Annotated in this window: 15 protein-coding genes; 4 read left to right on the top strand and 11 right to left on the bottom strand. The window is 68.7% G+C overall.

Annotated elements, in window-relative coordinates:
- Window positions 1–115 precede the first annotated feature (115 nt).
- From zapD to CAL18_RS01135, 3 genes are read right to left on the bottom strand one after another with little or no spacing between them, the layout of a single operon-like run.
- Window positions 116–868, bottom strand: a complete 753-nt coding sequence (gene zapD / locus CAL18_RS01145) for a cell division protein ZapD (RefSeq protein ID WP_026640641.1) — start codon at window positions 866–868, stop codon at window positions 116–118.
- A gap of 40 nt (window positions 869–908) precedes the next feature.
- A complete protein-coding gene (gene coaE / locus CAL18_RS01140; RefSeq protein WP_026640640.1) occupies window positions 909–1,553 on the bottom strand; it encodes a dephospho-CoA kinase in 645 nt (214 codons plus the stop codon).
- A gap of 46 nt (window positions 1,554–1,599) precedes the next feature.
- On the bottom strand, window positions 1,600–2,469 hold the full coding sequence (locus CAL18_RS01135) for a prepilin peptidase (protein ID WP_094795811.1): 870 nt from the start codon (window positions 2,467–2,469) through the stop codon (window positions 1,600–1,602).
- A gap of 178 nt (window positions 2,470–2,647) precedes the next feature.
- Between CAL18_RS01135 and CAL18_RS01130 the strand changes: the two genes are divergently transcribed.
- On the top strand, window positions 2,648–3,385 hold the full coding sequence (locus tag CAL18_RS01130) for a copper resistance protein NlpE N-terminal domain-containing protein (protein WP_026640638.1): 738 nt from the start codon (window positions 2,648–2,650) through the stop codon (window positions 3,383–3,385).
- A gap of 224 nt (window positions 3,386–3,609) precedes the next feature.
- Window positions 3,610–5,631: a PIG-L family deacetylase gene (locus tag CAL18_RS01125; protein WP_094817184.1), complete on the top strand. Its 2,022-nt coding sequence runs from the start codon at window positions 3,610–3,612 to the stop codon at window positions 5,629–5,631.
- Between the two features lie 5 nt (window positions 5,632–5,636).
- On the opposite strand, the gene CAL18_RS01120 is transcribed toward CAL18_RS01125, so the two are convergent.
- From CAL18_RS01120 to CAL18_RS01105, 4 genes are all read right to left on the bottom strand, one after another.
- Complete coding sequence (locus CAL18_RS01120) at window positions 5,637–5,912, bottom strand: response regulator transcription factor (protein WP_231494599.1); 276 nt, start codon at window positions 5,910–5,912, stop codon at window positions 5,637–5,639.
- Window positions 5,913–5,996: 84 nt separating this feature from the next.
- Window positions 5,997–6,839, bottom strand: coding sequence for a pantoate--beta-alanine ligase (gene panC / locus CAL18_RS01115; protein ID WP_094817183.1), 843 nt, complete (start codon window positions 6,837–6,839; stop codon window positions 5,997–5,999).
- A gap of 37 nt (window positions 6,840–6,876) precedes the next feature.
- The gene (locus tag CAL18_RS01110; RefSeq protein ID WP_026640636.1) at window positions 6,877–7,764 is read right to left on the bottom strand and encodes a segregation and condensation protein A; all 888 of its coding nucleotides are present in this window, start codon (window positions 7,762–7,764) and stop codon (window positions 6,877–6,879) included.
- A 46-nt stretch (window positions 7,765–7,810) separates the two neighbouring features.
- Entirely contained in the window at window positions 7,811–7,999 is a 189-nt protein-coding gene (locus CAL18_RS01105) for a DUF3460 family protein (RefSeq protein WP_026640635.1), read from the bottom strand.
- A gap of 98 nt (window positions 8,000–8,097) precedes the next feature.
- Here CAL18_RS01105 and CAL18_RS01100 point away from each other — a divergent pair, with 98 nt between their 5' ends.
- Window positions 8,098–9,528, top strand: a complete 1,431-nt coding sequence (locus CAL18_RS01100) for a DHA2 family efflux MFS transporter permease subunit (RefSeq protein WP_094795808.1) — start codon at window positions 8,098–8,100, stop codon at window positions 9,526–9,528.
- 13 nt (window positions 9,529–9,541) lie between these two features.
- Window positions 9,542–11,062 carry a glycerol kinase GlpK gene (gene glpK / locus CAL18_RS01095; protein ID WP_026640633.1) on the top strand — a complete coding sequence of 507 codons (1,521 nt, stop codon included), beginning with the start codon at window positions 9,542–9,544 and terminating at the stop codon, window positions 11,060–11,062.
- A gap of 337 nt (window positions 11,063–11,399) precedes the next feature.
- On the opposite strand, the gene CAL18_RS01090 is transcribed toward glpK, so the two are convergent.
- From CAL18_RS01090 to CAL18_RS01075, 4 genes are read right to left on the bottom strand one after another with little or no spacing between them, the layout of a single operon-like run.
- Entirely contained in the window at window positions 11,400–12,002 is a 603-nt protein-coding gene (locus CAL18_RS01090) for a suppressor of fused domain protein (RefSeq protein ID WP_249278363.1), read from the bottom strand.
- Entirely contained in the window at window positions 11,992–12,897 is a 906-nt protein-coding gene (locus CAL18_RS19915; RefSeq protein WP_094817182.1) for a PAAR-like domain-containing protein, read from the bottom strand. Before CAL18_RS19915 ends, CAL18_RS01090 begins: the two co-directional genes overlap by 11 nt.
- Before the next feature lie 17 nt (window positions 12,898–12,914).
- Window positions 12,915–13,997, bottom strand: a complete 1,083-nt coding sequence (locus CAL18_RS01080) for a pentapeptide repeat-containing protein (RefSeq protein ID WP_094795806.1) — start codon at window positions 13,995–13,997, stop codon at window positions 12,915–12,917.
- Window positions 13,991–16,618 (bottom strand): DUF2169 family type VI secretion system accessory protein, encoded by a 2,628-nt coding sequence (locus CAL18_RS01075; protein WP_094817181.1) that lies wholly within the window; start codon window positions 16,616–16,618, stop codon window positions 13,991–13,993. The genes CAL18_RS01080 and CAL18_RS01075 overlap by 7 nt, the downstream gene beginning before the upstream one ends.
- Window positions 16,619–16,624: the final 6 nt, after the last annotated feature.

Here is a 16,624-nt window from a genome sequence, read left to right as displayed (position 1 = left end):
TGAAGGCGCTATTGTCCCCCAAGAGCAGCCGTTTACGGCGCCGGGCGGCGGCGCTTGAAATACGCCGCAACAGGAAATCGGCCGTCGCGCCGCGACGGCGGCATGCCGCGCCGGCTCAGGCGCTGCAAAGCGACATCTGGAAGGACAGGTCGCGCGTGACCTGCTGGGGCTTCGCGTCGCCGTTCTGGCACGAAAAACGTATCCAGATCATGTACTTATTGGCGCTGATCTCGGGAAACACGCCCAACTGGGGGTCGATCCAGACGCGCAGCAATTGAAACAGCTTGCCGGCCAGCATCTGCTGGTAGGCGCCGCCCTCGGCCTGGATTTCGGATCGGCGGCCCGATTCGCGCAACAGGCGCAGCGCCATGGCCACGGCGTTGTGCAAGGGGCGCAGCGGCGCCGTCCAGGCCTGCAGGTCGGCGCAGCGATCGGCCTCGGGCCGGTGCTGCCAGGCATGATACGAGGGCATGTCGACCTGCGTGGCGCCGCCGGGCACCGCCAGGCGGCCGCGCAGGCTGACCAGCCATTCGTTCTCGCGCAGCGGCTGCCCGGCGCGTCCCTGGGCGGCCAGGTTGCCCACCGTGCGTTCCAGGTCGGCAAGCATCGATTCGAGGGCGTCCTGGGCGACATTGGGATGGTCGCGCAGCGCCTGCAAGGCCACGCGCTGGCGATCGAGATCTTGCAGCACGGCGGTCTTGATGTCGGTGCGTTCCGTGGCGTCGAGGATATCGAACAGGGTCGCGACCGCGATCTGGTGATGCCTGGGATCGCCTTCGCGCGCAAAGTAGTTCAGGCGGTCAAATAGGTATTCCAGCCGCAGGTAGGCACGGACGCGTTCATTGAAAGGATATTCGTACAGAATCACGCTATGTACAGGCCTGTTTGTGATCGGCCCGCGGGCCGGGTTATTCAGGAGAGCCGGCCGCACCGGGCGGCGGATTGCGCGGCGCCGCCGCCAGTCGGCGCCATTGGTCGTGCAGAGCCTTTGCCCGCGCGCGCAGCTGTTCGACAGTAGTGGCGCCGTCGTTGACGATGACGTCGTCTGCTGCCGCGAGCCGGGTTGCCCGCGCGGCCTGTGCCGCCATGATACGCCGTATGGCTGGCTCCGTCAGCCCGCTGCGCGACTGCACCCGGGCGACCTGGGTAGCCGGATCGCAGTCGACGACGCAGATGCGATCGACCCGGTCGCGCCAGCGGCCGGACTCTACGAGCAGCGGCACCACGAACACCAGGTACGCGCCCGTGGCCACGGCGGCCGCGCGCCGGGTATCCGCGCCGATGAGCGGATGCATGATGGCTTCGAGCCGTGCGCGCGCGTCGGGTTCCCGAAATACCAGGTCGCGCATCCAGGCCCTGTCCAGGGCGCCGTCGGCGCCGATGGCCGCATCGCCGAACGCCTCGCGTATGGCGGGCAGCGCGGCCCCGCCGGGCGCCGTCAGGGCGTGCGCGATGGCGTCGGTGTCGACCACCGCCGCGCCCCATTCGGCCAGCATGTCGGCCACGCGAGTCTTGCCGGAACCAATGCCGCCGGTCAGCCCGATTTTGTACATAGATGTAATCCGTCAAAGCCATGGGCGCCCGGCCCGCGTCGGCTAGCTAGAACCATGCCGGCCCCCCCGGGGTCAGCAGCATCACCACGCCGGCCAACGCAAGATAAGGGCCGAAGGGCAAAGGCTGCCCGCGCCGCGCGCGGCCCGTCAACCGCAGGATACCTGCGCCGGCCACGCCCGCGAGCGAAGCCATCAGCAACAGGGCGGGCAGCGCCGCCAGGCCGAACCACGCGCCCAGCGCGGCCAGCAGCTTGAAATCGCCGTACCCCATGCCTTCACGCCCGGTCAGCAGCCGGAACATATGAAACAGCAGCCACAGGAACACGTAGCCCACCACCGCGCCCAGCACGGCCAGCGGCAGCGGCGCGATTGCTCCGCCAAGGTTGACCAGCAGGCCCAGCCACGCCAGGGGCAGGGTAATGGCATCGGGCAGCAGGCTGGTCTGCAGATCGATCCACGCCAGCGCCACCAGCGCCGCGCACAACAGCATGGCGCACAAGGCCAGCGGCGTGGGCCCGAACCGCCAGACGCACAGCGCGAAGAGCGCGGCGGTGGCCAGTTCGGTGACGGGATAACGCCAGCCTATGGCGCTGCCGCATGCCCCGCAGCGGCCCCGCAGCCACAGCCACCCGGCCACGGGCAGCCGGCGCCAGCCGCGTATGGGAGCGGCGCACGCGGCGCAGTGCCAGCCCGGGGTCCACAAGTTATAGGCGGCCGGGCCGGGAGCCGGCGCGAGCGGCGCAAGGGCATCGGGCAGCGCCGACTGGCGGTAGTCGTAGTATTGCTGCAGCCACTCGCGCTCCATCATGCGCGGCAGGCGATGGGCGAGCACGGTCAGCCAGGCGCCGGCCAACAGGCCCAGCACCGCAGCCATGGCGATGGCCCAGTGGAGATCGACTGCGAAGGCGTGCCGCATAGGTATTCAGGCCAGCATTGTGTAGGGGCCGGGCGCGGCATGACGCGCAACAGGGCCGGTGACGCCGCATTATTCCGGCATGCGGCAAATAGTTCAAACGCGCGCCGTGATGCAAACGTATCGGATGTTTCCATAAATGCGTAGAATTCCGACATATCCACTACGTTTGTCAGCCATCATGCCCGCACCCGCAAGTCTTCAGGCGCCTCGCCATCGATTCCTGACCCTGACCGCGGCCACGCTGGCTGGCACGGCGCTGATCGCGGGCTGCGCGCAGCAGCGCACCGAGGGCTACTACAACCCGCCGCCGGCCGGCACGCTGACCGACGCACAGTACCAGGGCGAAGGCGCGGCCTACCGCAGCGTGGTGCGCGCCCCCTCGCAGTTGCAGATCGAACTCAAGGCGCCGCCCCCGGGCCAGACGCGCCCCCGCACCGAAGCCGAAGACGCCGCAGCCCAGGAAGCCGCCGAATCCAGCGCCGCCTCGGCGGCGCAGGCCGCGGGCAGCGCTTCGCCGGCCGCCCACGCGCTGGTGCCCCAGGCACAGACCTACATGGGCACCCTGCCCTGCCTGTCGCCCTCGGAGCAATGCGCCGCGCAACGCATCACGCTGACCCTGGCCCCCAACGGCCGCTGGCGCAGCCGCGTGGCCTACCTGGACAACGCCGGCAATCTCAGCAAGCCCACGGCCGAGCAAGGCTGCTGGGATGCCACGACCGAACGCCCGCCGCGCGTATTGATATTCGACGCCGACGGCGCGCCGCGCGCGGAATTCGTGGTGGCGGCCAATAACGTGCTGCGACTGCGGTCGGTACTGGGCAAGACGCCCAATCTGAACTACAGCCTGACGCGCCAGCCCGACCTGGACGCCATCGACGAACTGTCCAAGCAGCCCGCCCCCAAGTGTTCCGCCTGACGCGGGCCGTCAGCCGCTGAACCTGCCGCGCCTGACGCGGGCCGTCAGCCGCTGAACCTGCCGCGCCCGGCGCCAGCCGGGCGCATTCGCGTTCATCCCCATGGCGCGCGTCGCGGCGGCTCGCTATACTCGCCGCGCACAGAAAACCATCACCTCATACCAAGATACTCGCGCGGCAGCAGCCCCGCCAAGCCAAGTATCGGGTTGTCGCCCACAGACGATCCATGCGCCATTTCCGGGCCCGCTGCGCGCGCGCCTTCCGTTGTTTGCTGCCTTGCCTGGGCTGGCTGGCCTGGGCCGGCGCCGCCATGGCCACGCCCCCCGCTGCGCCCGCCGCCCCCGACACGCCGTCCCTGGCTGACTGCCGGGGGATCAAAGACCTGGCCTTTGTGGCCCACCTGGACGACGACCTGCTGTTCATGAACCCGGACCTGGCCGCCAACATCGAGGCCGGCGGGTGCGTGCGCGTGGTGTATCTGACGGCCAGCGATGCCGGCGAAGGCGAGCCCTACATGCTGGGACGCGAGCGAGGCGTGCGCGCCGCCTACGCATACATGGCCGGGCAGCCGGACCTGTGGAAGGAAGACGCCGTGCGGGTCGATGGCTACGACATCGCGCGCTTCACCCTGCAGGGCAACCCCGGCGTGCAGTTATGGCACATGCGGTTGCAGGATCCATGGCTGGGCGAGGGCTGGGGCAGCCTGACGCCGCTGAGCCAGGCAGAATCCGTGCCGGGCATGGTGGCGCTTACACTGGGCCCGCGCCTGCAGGCATACGGCCGCGAGGATCTGGTGCGCACGCTCGCCGCCATCATCGACACATACCGGCCCACGGCGGTGCGCCATCTCGATGACACCATCAGCGTGCCCTACACCCAGCTGTGCTGGCGCTGCGCGGGCCATGGCCACCCGGACCACATCTCCAGCGCGCGGCTGGTGCGCGACGCCATCGCCCTGGCCCCCGGCAACTATGCCGAGACGGGCTATGTCGACTACCCCAGCCAGGAACGGGGCATCAACCTGGCCGAGGCAGAAATCGCGCGCAAGTCCGAGATCTTCCGCCATTACGCATGGAACGATTACCACTATTGCAGCGGGCCCGTCGGGTGCAAAGAGCCGGCCGGCCCGGCCGCGGCATGGGTGCGCCGCGCCTATTATGTGTCGCGGCACGACGTCGCGCCCGAACTCTATGCCGGCCCGCAGGGCGGCCTGATGGTGTTCGCGGCGGGCGAAGCCAACGACGCCGTCAATATGTGGGATGCCCGGCAGCGCCGCTGGAACACCTTGGGCGGCCGCACCGCGGGCCCGCTGGTGTCGCTGGCATTCCCGGACTCCAGCGTCGGCATCGTGGCCCGCGATACCCTGGGCGGCCTGTGGATCAATAGACAGGGCCTGGACGGCGCCTGGAACGGGTGGCAGGCCATGGCGGGAATGCGTGCGGCACGATCGCCCGCCGTGGCGCCCCGCGGCGATGCCGCCATCGTGGCCATCGGGCACGACGGCCTTTACCACTGGACCGCCCTGACAGGGCTCGACAGCGGCTGGACGCCCTGGCAACCCCTGCCCCTGCTGCCGGACGCGCGCGGCAATGCCGCCATCGCCCGCGACGAAGCCCGGCGTTACTGGGCCTTTGCCATCGATAAAGACGGGCAGCTGTTCGCCACATGGCAGCGCGAAGCGCACGAGAGCGCCGCCTGGGCCCCGTGGCAGCGCCTGCCCGCCCCGCGCAGCAGCGCAGGCCTGGCCGCCATACGCAACGGCCAGGGCCTGATCGAACTGTATTTCCGCGCCCACGGCACCGGCCACCTGATGCGCATTGCGCAAGCCGGCGGGCAAGCTGCCGATACCGCCCGCACCCTGCACTGGACACCGGCCGTCGATCTGGGCGTGCCGTACGTGGGCAAGCCCGCGGTGGGCGCGGATGCGCATGGGCACGTCGCCGTGGCCGTACTCGAAAGCCCGGGCGGGGCCCTGTGGCTGGTGGAAGGCGAACGCGCGACCCGGCTGCAGGCGCACGCCGCGTCGCTACCCGCCATGCGTTTCTTGCACGGCACGTTGTACGTCGTGGCGCGCAGCGCCGGCCAGATGCAGACCTACCAGGTGCTGGCGCGCAACAATGGCGTATGGGGCGCTGCGACACTGCTGGAAGATTTGCCGCCGGACGGCGGCGGCCCGTTCGGCGCCGGCGTGCTGGCGGCGACCGCAGCTCGGCAGGCAGGCAGCGCCGGGGCGGCGCCGATGCGCTGACGCATTCAGCCGCGCAGGGAAGTGGTGCCCTGGCGCGGGCATAGCCGGCAGGCCAGTTCCAGGGCGTTGCGCACGCCCAGCTTGCGAAAGATGCGCGCACGGTGGGCCTCGGCGGTGCGCAACGAAATGCCGAGTTCAATCGCCACGACCTTATTGGGCCTGCCGGCCGCCAGGTACGACACAATCTGCTGCTCGCGCGGCGTCAGGCGGGCGATGGCGGCCGGACCATGCGGCGGGGGGGTATCCTGCATGAAGAGCTCGCTTGCAATGTCGGATTGCAAGGCAGTCTGCCAGGGCCGCCTGGGCCCCAGATACTGTCAAACTTGACAGGATTTTTACGCGCGATGGCGCGCGCCCCCGCGCGCCTAGAGTTCCAGGTTGTCGATCAGCCGGGTGGCGCCCAGCTTGGCGGCGGCCAGGGCCACCAGTGGTTCGCTGGCATCCAGGTCGGCCGGCGCGGGCGATTGCAGGTCGCGCTGGCGGCGCACGGCCAGGTAGTCGACCTGCCAGCCGCGCGCGGACAGCGCCTGCGCGCACTCGCGCTCGATGGCGGCCAGGTCGCGTTCGCCGGCCCCGATGCGCTGGCGTATCGACAGCAGCGCCTGGTACAGCGCAGGCGCCTCGGCGCGCTCGGCCGGCGTCAGATAGCGATTGCGCGACGACAGCGCCAGGCCGTCTTCGGCTCGCACCGTTTCGTGGGCGACGATGTCCACCGGCAGCTGGAACTGGCGGCACATGTTCCGCACGATCATCAACTGCTGGTAGTCTTTCTTGCCGAACACCGCCACGCGCGGCTGCACGCAGGCCAGCAGCTTGAGCACCACGGTGCTGACGCCGCCGAAGAAGCCCGGGCGGAACTCGCCTTCCAGGATGTTGCCCAGATCGTCGGGCGGCTGCACCCGGTAGTTCTGCGGTTCGGGGTACATCTCGCGCTCGTCGGGCGCAAACACCACGTAGACGTCGCGCGCCGCTTCGAGCCTGGCGACGTCGTCCTGCAGCGTGCGCGGATAGCGGTCGAAATCCTCGGCAGGGCCGAACTGCAGGCGGTTCACGAAGATGCTGGCCACCACGGGGTCGCCATGCTGGCGCGCCAGCTTCATCAGCGCCAGGTGGCCGGCGTGCAGATTGCCCATGGTGGGCACGAACGACACGCGGTTCTGCCCGCGCAAGTGGTCGCGCAACTCTTGGATGGTGTGGACGACTTTCAAGGGAATCTCCGAAACGGCGTGCAGCCCGCGCGCGGCTTCAGGCGGCGGCAGCTACGCTGGTATACGCCAGGCGCACATAAATGGGCGCGTAGGGCTCGGCCTGGGTGATTTCCAGCAGCGATTCGCGCGCCAGTTCGAGCATGGCGATGAAATGTACCACCACCACCGCCACCGGCGCGCCTTCGCGGATGCGTTCCATGAACAGCTCGCCGAACTCGATGAAACGCACATCATTCAGGCGGCGCAGGATGTGGGTCATGTGGTCGCGCACCGACAGCTGTTCGCGCGTGATGTGGTGATGCTGGTTCAGCTTGGCGCGCTTCAGGATATCGGCCCACGCGGCGCGCAGGTCGTCGACGCTGACATCGGGCAGCATGCGCTCGGTCGTGATGTCGGCCACGGCCTGGGCGCGCTTGAAATCGCGGCCCAGCTGCGGCAGGGTGTCGAGCTTCTGGGCCGCCAGCTTCATCTGCTCGTACTCGAGCAGCCGCCGCACCAGCTCGGCGCGCGGGTCTTCGGGCTCTTCGCCGGTGTCTGTCTTTTTTACCGGCAGCAACATGCGCGACTTGATCTCGATCAGCATGGCCGCCATCAGCAGATATTCGGCCGCCAGTTCGAGGTTGTGCATGCGGATCTGCTCGACATACGACAGATACTGCCGCGTGACATCAGCCATAGGGATGTCGAGCACATTGAAGTTCTGCTTGCGTATCAGGTACAGCAGCAGGTCCAGCGGGCCTTCGAAGGTTTCCAGGAATACTTCAAGCGCGTCCGGCGGAATGTACAGGTCGGTCGGCAGCTGGAACAGCGGTTCGCCGTACAGGCGCGCAAAGGCCACGCTGTCGACCACGTCGGGCGTGCTGTCGACGGGGGGTTCGACCAGGGCGGCCAGGGCCTCGCCGGAAACGGGATGGTTCGCAGGCATGGCGCGTCGTCAGGATGCAGACACGAGGCGCGCGCGGCGATGGCGCTTATTCACTGTGATACACGTAAGGCTTCTGCGGCACGCGCGCGGCGCGGAAGGCCTCGAGCAGCTCGGTGTCCTGCTTCTTGTCCCACAGGCGGGCGCGGCCTTCGCGCTGGCGTTGCTCGACGTCGGGATGCTGCGCCTTGTACGACTTCAGAAAGCGAGTGATGTCGGATTCGTAATGACTTGCCATGGCACCGTATAAAAACAGGTTGCAGATTCCCCCAGTTTACTTCAGCCCGGCCGGCCCCCGGACGTTACAATCGGCTGGCCCCCCTGTCTCCCGTCCACATGTCTGCAGATTCCGTCGCACCAGCCTCCTCTCCTCCCCCTTCCCCGGACGCGGCCCGCGCGGCGCGGATGATTCCCTTCATTGTCGGGTGCGCGCTTTTCATGCAGATGCTCGACTCCACCGTCGTCGCCACGGCCCTGCCGGCCATGGCGCAGTCGCTGCAGACCACGGCGGTGCGGCTCAATGTGGCCATTACGTCCTATCTGCTGGCAGTGGCGGTGTTCGTGCCCGTCAGCGGCTGGGCCGCCGACCGCTATGGCGCTCGCCGGGTGTTCACCGCCGCCATCGCCCTGTTCACCCTGAGCTCGATCGCCTGCGCGATGTCGCACAGCCTGGCCCAGCTGGTGGCCGCGCGCGTCGTGCAGGGTATGGCAGGCGCCATGATGGTGCCGGTGGGGCGCATCATCCTGCTGCGCGTGGTGCCCAAGCAAGACCTGCTCAAGGCCATGTCTTTCCTGTCCATACCGGCCCTGCTGGGCCCCGTGATCGGGCCGCCGCTGGGCGGATTCATGGTCACCTACATGTCCTGGCACTGGATTTTCCTGATCAACATACCCATAGGCATCGCGGGCATTGCGCTGGTGCGCCGCTACGTGCCCGAAATCCGCGAGGCGTCCACGCCGCGCCTGGACTGGCTGGGCTTTCTGCTCAGCGCCGTCTGCCTGGCCACCCTGGTCAGCGCCTTCGAGGCGCTGGGCCACAGCCTGGTGCCGCCCCTGATGGTGGCGGGCATGGCCCTCGTGGGCCTGGTCTGCGGCGGCCTGTACGTGTGGCATGCCCGGCGGGCCGCCCACCCCATCCTCGACCTCACCCTGCTGCGAGAGCCGACCTTCGCCATTTCGGTGCTGGGCGGCAACCTGTGCCGGTTTGCGGTGGGCGCGATGCCCTTCCTGCTGGCCGTGCAGTTGCAGGTGGGGTTCGGGCTGACGCCGTTCTCGGCCGGGCTTATCACTTTTGCCAGCGCGGCCGGCGCGCTGCTGATGAAGTTCGTGGCCACCCCCATCGTGCGGCATTTCGGTTTCCGGCGCGTGCTGACCGTCAACGCGGTGCTCACGGGGCTGTTCATCATGGCCTGCGCCGCGTTCACGCCAGGCACCCCGGTGTGGCTGCTGATCGGCATCCTGCTGGTGGGCGGCTTCTTCCGGTCCTTGCAGTTCACCGGGGTAAATACGCTAACCTATGCCGACATCGCGCCCGAGCGCATGAGCAGCGCCAGCAGTTTTGCGGCCATGGCCCAGCAACTGGGCATCAGCCTGGGGGTCGGGGTGGCCGCGGTCACGCTGAATATCAGCATGGCTGTGCGTGGCGCCGACCATTTCGCCACTGGCGACGCGATGGTGGCGTTCGTGGTCATCGGCGTGCTGTGCGCGGCCTCTACGCTGTCGTTCAGGCGGCTGGCGCCGCAGGCCGGGGCTCAACTGCAAGGTTGATAGGCAGGCATCCGTGACGAAATCGTACATTCTGGCCCTGGACCAGGGCACCACCAGTTCGCGCGCCATCGTGTTCGACCGGCATGGCGCGGCGCGCGGCGTCGGGCAGCGCGAGTTCCGCCAGTATTACCCGCAGCCGGGCTGGGTCGAGCACGACGCCAACGAGATCTGGCAGAGCCAGCTCGATGTGGCGCGCGAGGCATTGCGCAATGCCGGCGCCAGCGCGGCCGATATCGCCGCCATCGGCATCACCAACCAGCGCGAAACCACGCTGATCTGGGACCGCGCCACTGGCCGGCCGCTGGCCCGCGCCCTGGTCTGGCAAGACCGCCGCACCGCGCCCATGTGCGACGCGCTGCGCCAGCAAGGCCACGACAAACTGCTGCAAGAACGCACGGGGCTGGTGCTGGACGCTTATTTTTCCGGCACCAAGCTGGCCTGGATGCTCGAACATGTGCCGGGTGCGCGCCAGGCCGCCCAGCGCGGCCAGCTGGCCTTCGGCACGGTAGACACCTGGCTGGTATGGAACCTGACCGGCGGGCAGGTGCACAGTACCGACCCCAGCAATGCGTCGCGCACGCTGCTGTACGACATCCATGCGCACGACTGGAGCGACGAGATACTGGCATTGCTGGACATTCCGCGCAGCGTGCTGCCGGCGGTGGCTCCCAGCAGCGCAGAAGTGGGCCATGCCCTGCCCGAGTGGTTCGGCGGCCCCATATCTATTGCAGGCGTCGCCGGCGACCAGCAGGCCGCGACGTTCGGGCAGGCGTGCTTCAAGCCGGGCATGGCCAAGAACACCTACGGCACCGGCTGCTTCATGTTGATGAATGTCGGCGACCGGCCCGTCGCGTCACAGAACAACCTGCTTTCCACCATAGGCTGGGGCCTGCCCGCGCCCGGCGCGGGCACGGCGGGGCAACCGACGTACATGCTGGAAGGCGGCGTTTTCATGGCCGGCGCCGCCGTGCAGTGGCTGCGCGACGGGCTGGGCATCATCCAGCGGTCAGACCAGGTCGAGGCGCTGGCAGCCAGCGTGGCCGACACAGACGACGTGTTCCTGGTGCCGGCCTTCGCCGGCCTGGGCGCGCCCGACTGGGACCCGTATGCGCGCGGAACCCTGGTGGGCCTGACGCGCGGCACCACGCGCGCGCACGTGGCGCGCGCCACGCTGGAAGCCATCGCGCTGCAAAGCGCCGAACTGCTCACATGCATGAATGCAGACAGCGGCATCGAGCTGTCGGAACTTCGCGTCGACGGCGGCGCGGCGCGCAATGATCTGCTCATGCAGATGCAGACCAACCTGCTGGGCGTACCGGTAGTGCGCCCGCGCGTGGCCGAATCCACCGCGCGAGGCGCAGCCGGTCTGGCCGGCCTGGCCACGGGGTTCTGGTCCGGGCTGGACGAATTCGCGGCGCAATGGGAAGCGGAGCACCGCTTCGAACCCCAATGGTCCGCCGACCAGCGCCAGGCGCGCCTGGCCCGTTGGCGTCAGGCGGTGGAACACGCCAAGGGCTGGGCGCGGCCGACGTAAGAAACAGGCGCGGCCCGCGCGAGTTCGTATGGTGTCAGACACCCGGTTGCTGTGGCGGTCGGCTCTGTGCCAGGACGGTGTCTGACACCCTTCGGGAGTCAGACACCCCATCGCTGTGGCGTCGGCTCTGTGCGGGTATGGTGTCTGACACCCTTCGGGAGTCAGACACCCCATCGCTGTGGCGGTCGGCTCTGTGCGGGTACGGTGTCTGACACCCTTTGGGAGTCAGACACCCCATCGCTGTGGCGGTCGGCTTTGTGCCAGGACGGTGTCTGACTCCCGAAGGGTGTCAGACACCTATGTGGCTGCGGCCACCCGGCGGGGGCGGGTGGCGGTGTTATACGACCGACGGGCGTTCGAGATCGTAGAGGTCGGGATCCTGGTCGAGCAGGATGTCTTCGAACGCATCTGCGCCACGTTCCTGCACGTACTGGCGCTCGGCTTCGCTGATCGGAAACGCCTGCAGCCAGTTGACCGGCTCGCCGTCGACCTCGACCCGGGCGAACTCGCCGTCCTGCCACGAAAACGGCGCGCACAGATAAAGATGCGGAACGCTGCATTGCGGGTAGTACTCGAGCACGCAGTCGCGCAGCACGCTGCCGGGGCCCACGGCCTGCCCTGACCGCATCAGCCCGAAGGCCGCGGTGCCGAGGATATTGCCCCACAGGTCTTGCTCTTGCGGGGCCTCGGCGCACAGTTCTACCCGCGTTTCCAAGGGCGTGCCGTCGCCGTGGCGCAGCAGGGTCTCGAACAGCCCCAGCGTGGAATACGACACCAGCCCGTCATCGGGGCTGTCATCGACTTCCAGGATGTCGATCGACAGCGCCAGCGTGTCGTGGTGGTAGGCATGCACCACCGGTGCGCCGTCGAACACATCCAGCACATGCCGGGCCACGGCCTTGCGTTGCGGCGTTACGGCGGGAGACGCGTCAGTAGCCAAAGTAGTCGTCCGTTTTCAGTTCGCCCCGGTGGCTGCGGTTGGATCTGGGCAGTTCGGGCCGGTAGTGGGAAGGGTCATTGTATTCATCGAGGAACTGCTTGCGGTCGATGTTCCGCTCGGCGGCGCTCCTGGCGTGCTTGCGATGCTCGAAACCCGGCTTGTGCCCCATATCCCAGGGCTCGTCTTTCTTCATCACCTTATCGGACACGGGGTCGCGCACCTTGCCGTCCCTGCCCTTGGCGGCGTCCCAGGCCTGGTCGCGCACGCCCTTGCGAAACTTGCCGCGCTTGTAGCGTGGATCGGCCTTGGGCGGTTCGGCGCGGGGCTGGCCGCCCCGCGGGGCCGACCTGGCCGCCGGCGTGGCCGGGCGCGACGCCGCGCTCGGGGCGGGCGCCGCGCGGCTCTGGCCGGACTTGCCTGATGCGCGCGCCGCCAGGCGGCCAGTGCGCGTCGTGCCGCCCACCCCCGCGCCGCGCGCGGCCGACGCCGCCCGCCCGGCGCCTGCTCCGCCGCCCAGCAACACCACTTTCAGCTGGCTGGGCAGCACCCGCATGCCGCGCGCATTGATGGTGTTCTGGATGGTCAGCCCCGTAAGCCGGGTGGCGGGAATGCACCCGAACAACACATTCGGCACGCAGGTGATGCGGCGCGCCTGCGCCATCACCGTCTGGGAAATCAACCCCAGGGCCACGCCGGGATTGTCGCCATTGGTGATGGGAATGGTGGTGAGCAGGTTGTGCGCCGGCATCATCATCAGCAGCGTGTTCCACACATTGGGAATCGCCATCGGCCCGAGCGCAAAGTTGGGGTACGGAACCGGCAACAACGCAGGGGGCGTCTTGCAAATATCGGGAAAGGCCAGGTCCATTCCCATGAGCTGGCAGTCGGCGAACACAGAGCCTCCGGTTGTAGCTAGGGCCCTGACGCGGCCGAAGTCGCGCCAGGGCGGCGGGCCGACCACAGCTCGGCCTCATACAGGGCGGCATCGTTTTCCAGCACGCCAGCGCGCGTCGTCCAGCGTGCGCCCTCGGTCAGCGCGCGGTGCAACTGGGTGCGCCCGAAGCTGGCGTGCCGCAGGTCGGCATCGCGCAGGTCGGCGCACGAAAAATCGGCATACCCCAACTGCGCCCCATCAAACCGCGCGGCGGCGCAGCGCGCACGATGCAGCACCGCCTGCGTCAGGTTCGCCCCGCTCAGCGTCGCGCCATCCAGGCAGGCGTCGGGCCACATGCTCTGCACAAATGAAGCCCCTGTTGCATCGGCCTGGGTCAGGTCGGCCTGCACGAACAGCGCCCGGTCGGCGCGAGCCTGCACCAGCCGCGCGCCGCGCAGCGATGCGCCCTTGAAGTTGGCCTGCCGCAGTTGCGCCCAGCTCAGGTCGCAGCCATCCATGCGCGCATCGATGAACTGGCAGCCTTCCAGCCGCTGCCCGCCCAGCGCCAGGCCGCGCAGGTCGCCTTCGGTGAACACGCATTTGTCCAGCGCAGCCCCGCTCAATACCGTGACCCGCAGATCGGCGTGCATAAACACAACCTTGACCAGGCTGGCTTGCGCAAAGCTCGCGTGCTCCAGCGCGCATTCGCCGCAGGATCCGTCATGCAGCTGGGCGGCCTCCCAACGCGAATGGGCCAGGTCGGTCTGGGTAAAGTGGCAGGCCGCCAGCGTCGTGCCGCTGAAATCTATGCCCCGCGCCCGGCATTCCGTAAACGCGGCCTCGTTGCACACGGCAGCACGGAAATCGGCCTGCTCCAGTGCGCAGCGGAAGTAGGCGCAATGGCTGATATCCGCGCCGCGCCAATCGGTGTGCGACATGCGGCAGGCATGGAAGCGACTGTCGCGCCAATCGGTGTCCGCCAGGGTGGCGCCTGTCAGGTCGCAGTCATGCAGCACGGCGCCGGCCATGTCCATGCCGCGCAACGACAGGCCGCGCAGATCCAGGCCGGCCAGCATCTCGCCGCCCTTGACGCGGGCCTGCAAGTCGGCGGGCGTCAGCATGACGCCTTGGGCGCGACGGGCCGCGTGTTGGCCAGGTGCACGTAGGCGCCCCGCGTATCGGTACTGCCATCCAGCCGCGCGCGCGCCAGATCGGCGCGAAACAGGTTGGCGCCGCGCAGGCTGGCATGTGCAAGCGTGGCATCGTGCAGCAATGCCTGCTTCAGGTCGGCATCTGAACAATCGGCGCCGTCGAGCAAGGCGCGGATGAACAGCGACTCGTCCGCGCACGCGCCCGACAGGTCGGCGCCGCGCAGGTCCGCACCCGACAGGTCGCAGCGCAGCAGGCCGGCCTTGCCGAAATCGGCGCCCGCCAGGCCGATACCGCGCAGGCTGCACTCGCGCAGCAAGGCCCCCGCGAACACTGCCTCGTCCATATCGGTCATTACCGCGCAGCAAGTGGTCAGTTGCGCGCGCGTAAAGTCCGGCGGCGTCACGCAATGCGACTGCACCCACGAACAACGCACGAACTGCGCGTCGCCGAACGCCGCTTCGTCGAGCACGCAGTCCACCCAGCTTACGCGCGTCATGCTCGCGTTGGCGAAACTCACGCGCGTCAGGCGGGTTTGTTGCCAGAACGTCACCGTATCAAAACTGGCGCCGTCGCAGCAGCAATCGGTCCATTCCGTTTCTGCCAGGGCGCAATTCTTCATGGCCAGGCCCGCCAGCCGGCAATGGCTGAGCCTGAGCCCCGTCAGTTCGCAGTCGGTCATCGTGGCTTGGCCAAGGTCGATATCCCGCAACACGGCGCTCCCCAGATTGGCGCCATGCAACTGCGTGGCGCGCCATGAACCGCCCTGCGCCCGCACACGCGCCAGCACCGCGCGCGTCAAGTCCGCACCGTCCAGGCGCGCGCCCGACAAGTCGGCGCCTTCGAACATCGTGCCTGCACATCGGGCGCCACGCAGGTCCAGCCCCGACAGGTCGGCGCCGGTCAGGTCAAGGCCGGACAGATCGCGGCTGCCGGCCATGATGGACTGCACCCGGCGCCTCATGCGCGCCGCGCGCGCCGGCCTTGCCGCGTCGGCGGGCGGCTGCAGGTGCGCGCCCTGCAGATACAGCGACCGCAGCTGGTCGTCGGCCTGTTTCATCATGCCGCGCACCGACGCGTCATCCAGCGCCTGCCCGCCCGGCTCGGGCGGCCGGCGCGACGCAAGCGCCTGCAGCTCCGCCAGGCCGGGATGCCCAAGCAGCGTCGGCGGCCCGCCCCTGGCGGGCTTCTCGGCGCTGTCGAGCAATGTGGCGGCGTTCATGCCGGCCGGCATGTCGCCGGCCTGGTCGCGTATCTGCGCGGCTACCTGCCTGCGCGCATGCAGCATGTCGATACGCGCCTCTTGGGCGGCCTGCGCTGCCTGCCGGGCCATCGACGGCAGGTCCTGCAAGGCGGGCAAGGCAGTGTCCGGGGGCAGCGTCACGTCAAAGGCTTGCGCATCCAATCCGGCGGCCTGCGCCTCGGCCTGCATGTGCGCGCGCATCGACGCCGCGCGCGCATGCTGGTTGCGGGCCAGCGGGCTGCGCATCGGATCCCATGCCGCCAGCGATTCCCAGGGCCCCAGGTGCCCGGCCGGCAGCAGTTCATCATCGAGCAGCACGTGCAGCGGCCCATAGTCCGGGTCCAGCCGCCGCGCCAGCACGGCCTCGTAATGAGACATGGGCCGCTCATCAACGCCCGTGTCCAGGGCGGGCATCAGCAGGTCCACATCCGCGCCGTCATCTTCGGCAAGCGGCGCAACGCCCTGATAGATCAGCAGCACCCGCTCGCGGTCAGGAAAGAACCAGGCCGTCGTCAGTGCGAGCGGCACGGCCTCCAGGGCCTGGGTGGCGGCGCGCCGAACGAAACAGCGCGCGCGCCAGTCCGGCAGTACACCCTGCATGCAGGCATGCCGCGGGTGCATGTTCCAGAACTCGTAATCGATACCGGGCGCAAGTTCGGGGCGGCCGGGCCACCATTGGTCGGGCGGCGCAGCGTTGAAAAAATGGGGGTCCAGCGTGTCCAGGAACCCCGGAAAGGCGGTATCCGGATAACTGTCGTGATAGGCCCCGGCGCGCTCGAAACGGCGCGGCCACAGCGGCGACACCGGCCCCAGCCCCGCGGGCGCGGGCTGTTGGTCAGGCCGCGCCATGCGGCCTTCCAGGGGCTCGATGTTGGGCAGGCGGCGGGTGCGCACGCCGTTGATGAACTCATCGTCCGCGCCGCGCCCCTGCGGGTTGTCCGGATAAGACGGGCCGCCGTAGGCATGGCGCCAGTCCAGCGGCATGATTTCGTACGGCAGCGGCTCGCTGGCCTGCTGGCCCACCCAGAACCGGTCGCCGAACACCATCAGGCTTTTCTGTCTGTCGCCCACTCGCACACGCACCGCGCAGGCATCCCGGCGCGCCTGGTGCGCGGTGTACGCGTTGCCGGTGACGAGGAACTCGGCGCAAGGCTTGGGCACGCCCAGGTCCAGCACGCCGTCTTCGCCCAGCGCCTCGCCGGCCAGTTCCCACAGCTCGGCCTCGGGCAGCAACAAAGCCCGCGCGTCCAGACCGGCCAGCGCCAGCGCGCTGATGCCCAGAGCCGATCTTCCGCGCATCATGTAGGGCCGGCTCAACAGGCCCAGGCGCAATGGCTTGACGATCTTCATGCCCGC

This window comes from Bordetella genomosp. 7 (assembly GCF_002261415.1).
In the GTDB taxonomy this organism is placed as follows: Bacteria; Pseudomonadota; Gammaproteobacteria; order Burkholderiales; family Burkholderiaceae_B; genus Bordetella_A.
Note: the sequence above shows the minus strand (reverse complement) of the source record. Positions and strands in the feature narration are given on the sequence as shown.

Bases quoted from the DNA above. Each gene is read 5' to 3' on its own strand.
- CAL18_RS01130 (WP_026640638.1), top strand. From the start codon at position 2,648: ATGCCCGCACCCGCAAGTCTTCAGGCGCCTCGCCATCGATTCCTGACC.
- CAL18_RS01080 (WP_094795806.1), bottom strand. From the start codon at position 13,997: ATGCTGACGCCCGCCGACTTGCAGGCCCGCGTCAAGGGCGGCGAGATG.
- CAL18_RS01100 (WP_094795808.1), top strand. From the start codon at position 8,098: ATGTCTGCAGATTCCGTCGCACCAGCCTCCTCTCCTCCCCCTTCCCCG.
- CAL18_RS01135 (WP_094795811.1), bottom strand. From the start codon at position 2,469: ATGCGGCACGCCTTCGCAGTCGATCTCCACTGGGCCATCGCCATGGCT.
- CAL18_RS01105 (WP_026640635.1), bottom strand. From the start codon at position 7,999: ATGGCAAGTCATTACGAATCCGACATCACTCGCTTTCTGAAGTCGTAC.
- CAL18_RS01125 (WP_094817184.1), top strand. From the start codon at position 3,610: ATGCGCCATTTCCGGGCCCGCTGCGCGCGCGCCTTCCGTTGTTTGCTG.
- CAL18_RS01110 (WP_026640636.1), bottom strand. From the start codon at position 7,764: ATGCCTGCGAACCATCCCGTTTCCGGCGAGGCCCTGGCCGCCCTGGTC.
- CAL18_RS01075 (WP_094817181.1), bottom strand. From the start codon at position 16,618: ATGAAGATCGTCAAGCCATTGCGCCTGGGCCTGTTGAGCCGGCCCTAC.
- coaE (WP_026640640.1), bottom strand. From the start codon at position 1,553: ATGTACAAAATCGGGCTGACCGGCGGCATTGGTTCCGGCAAGACTCGC.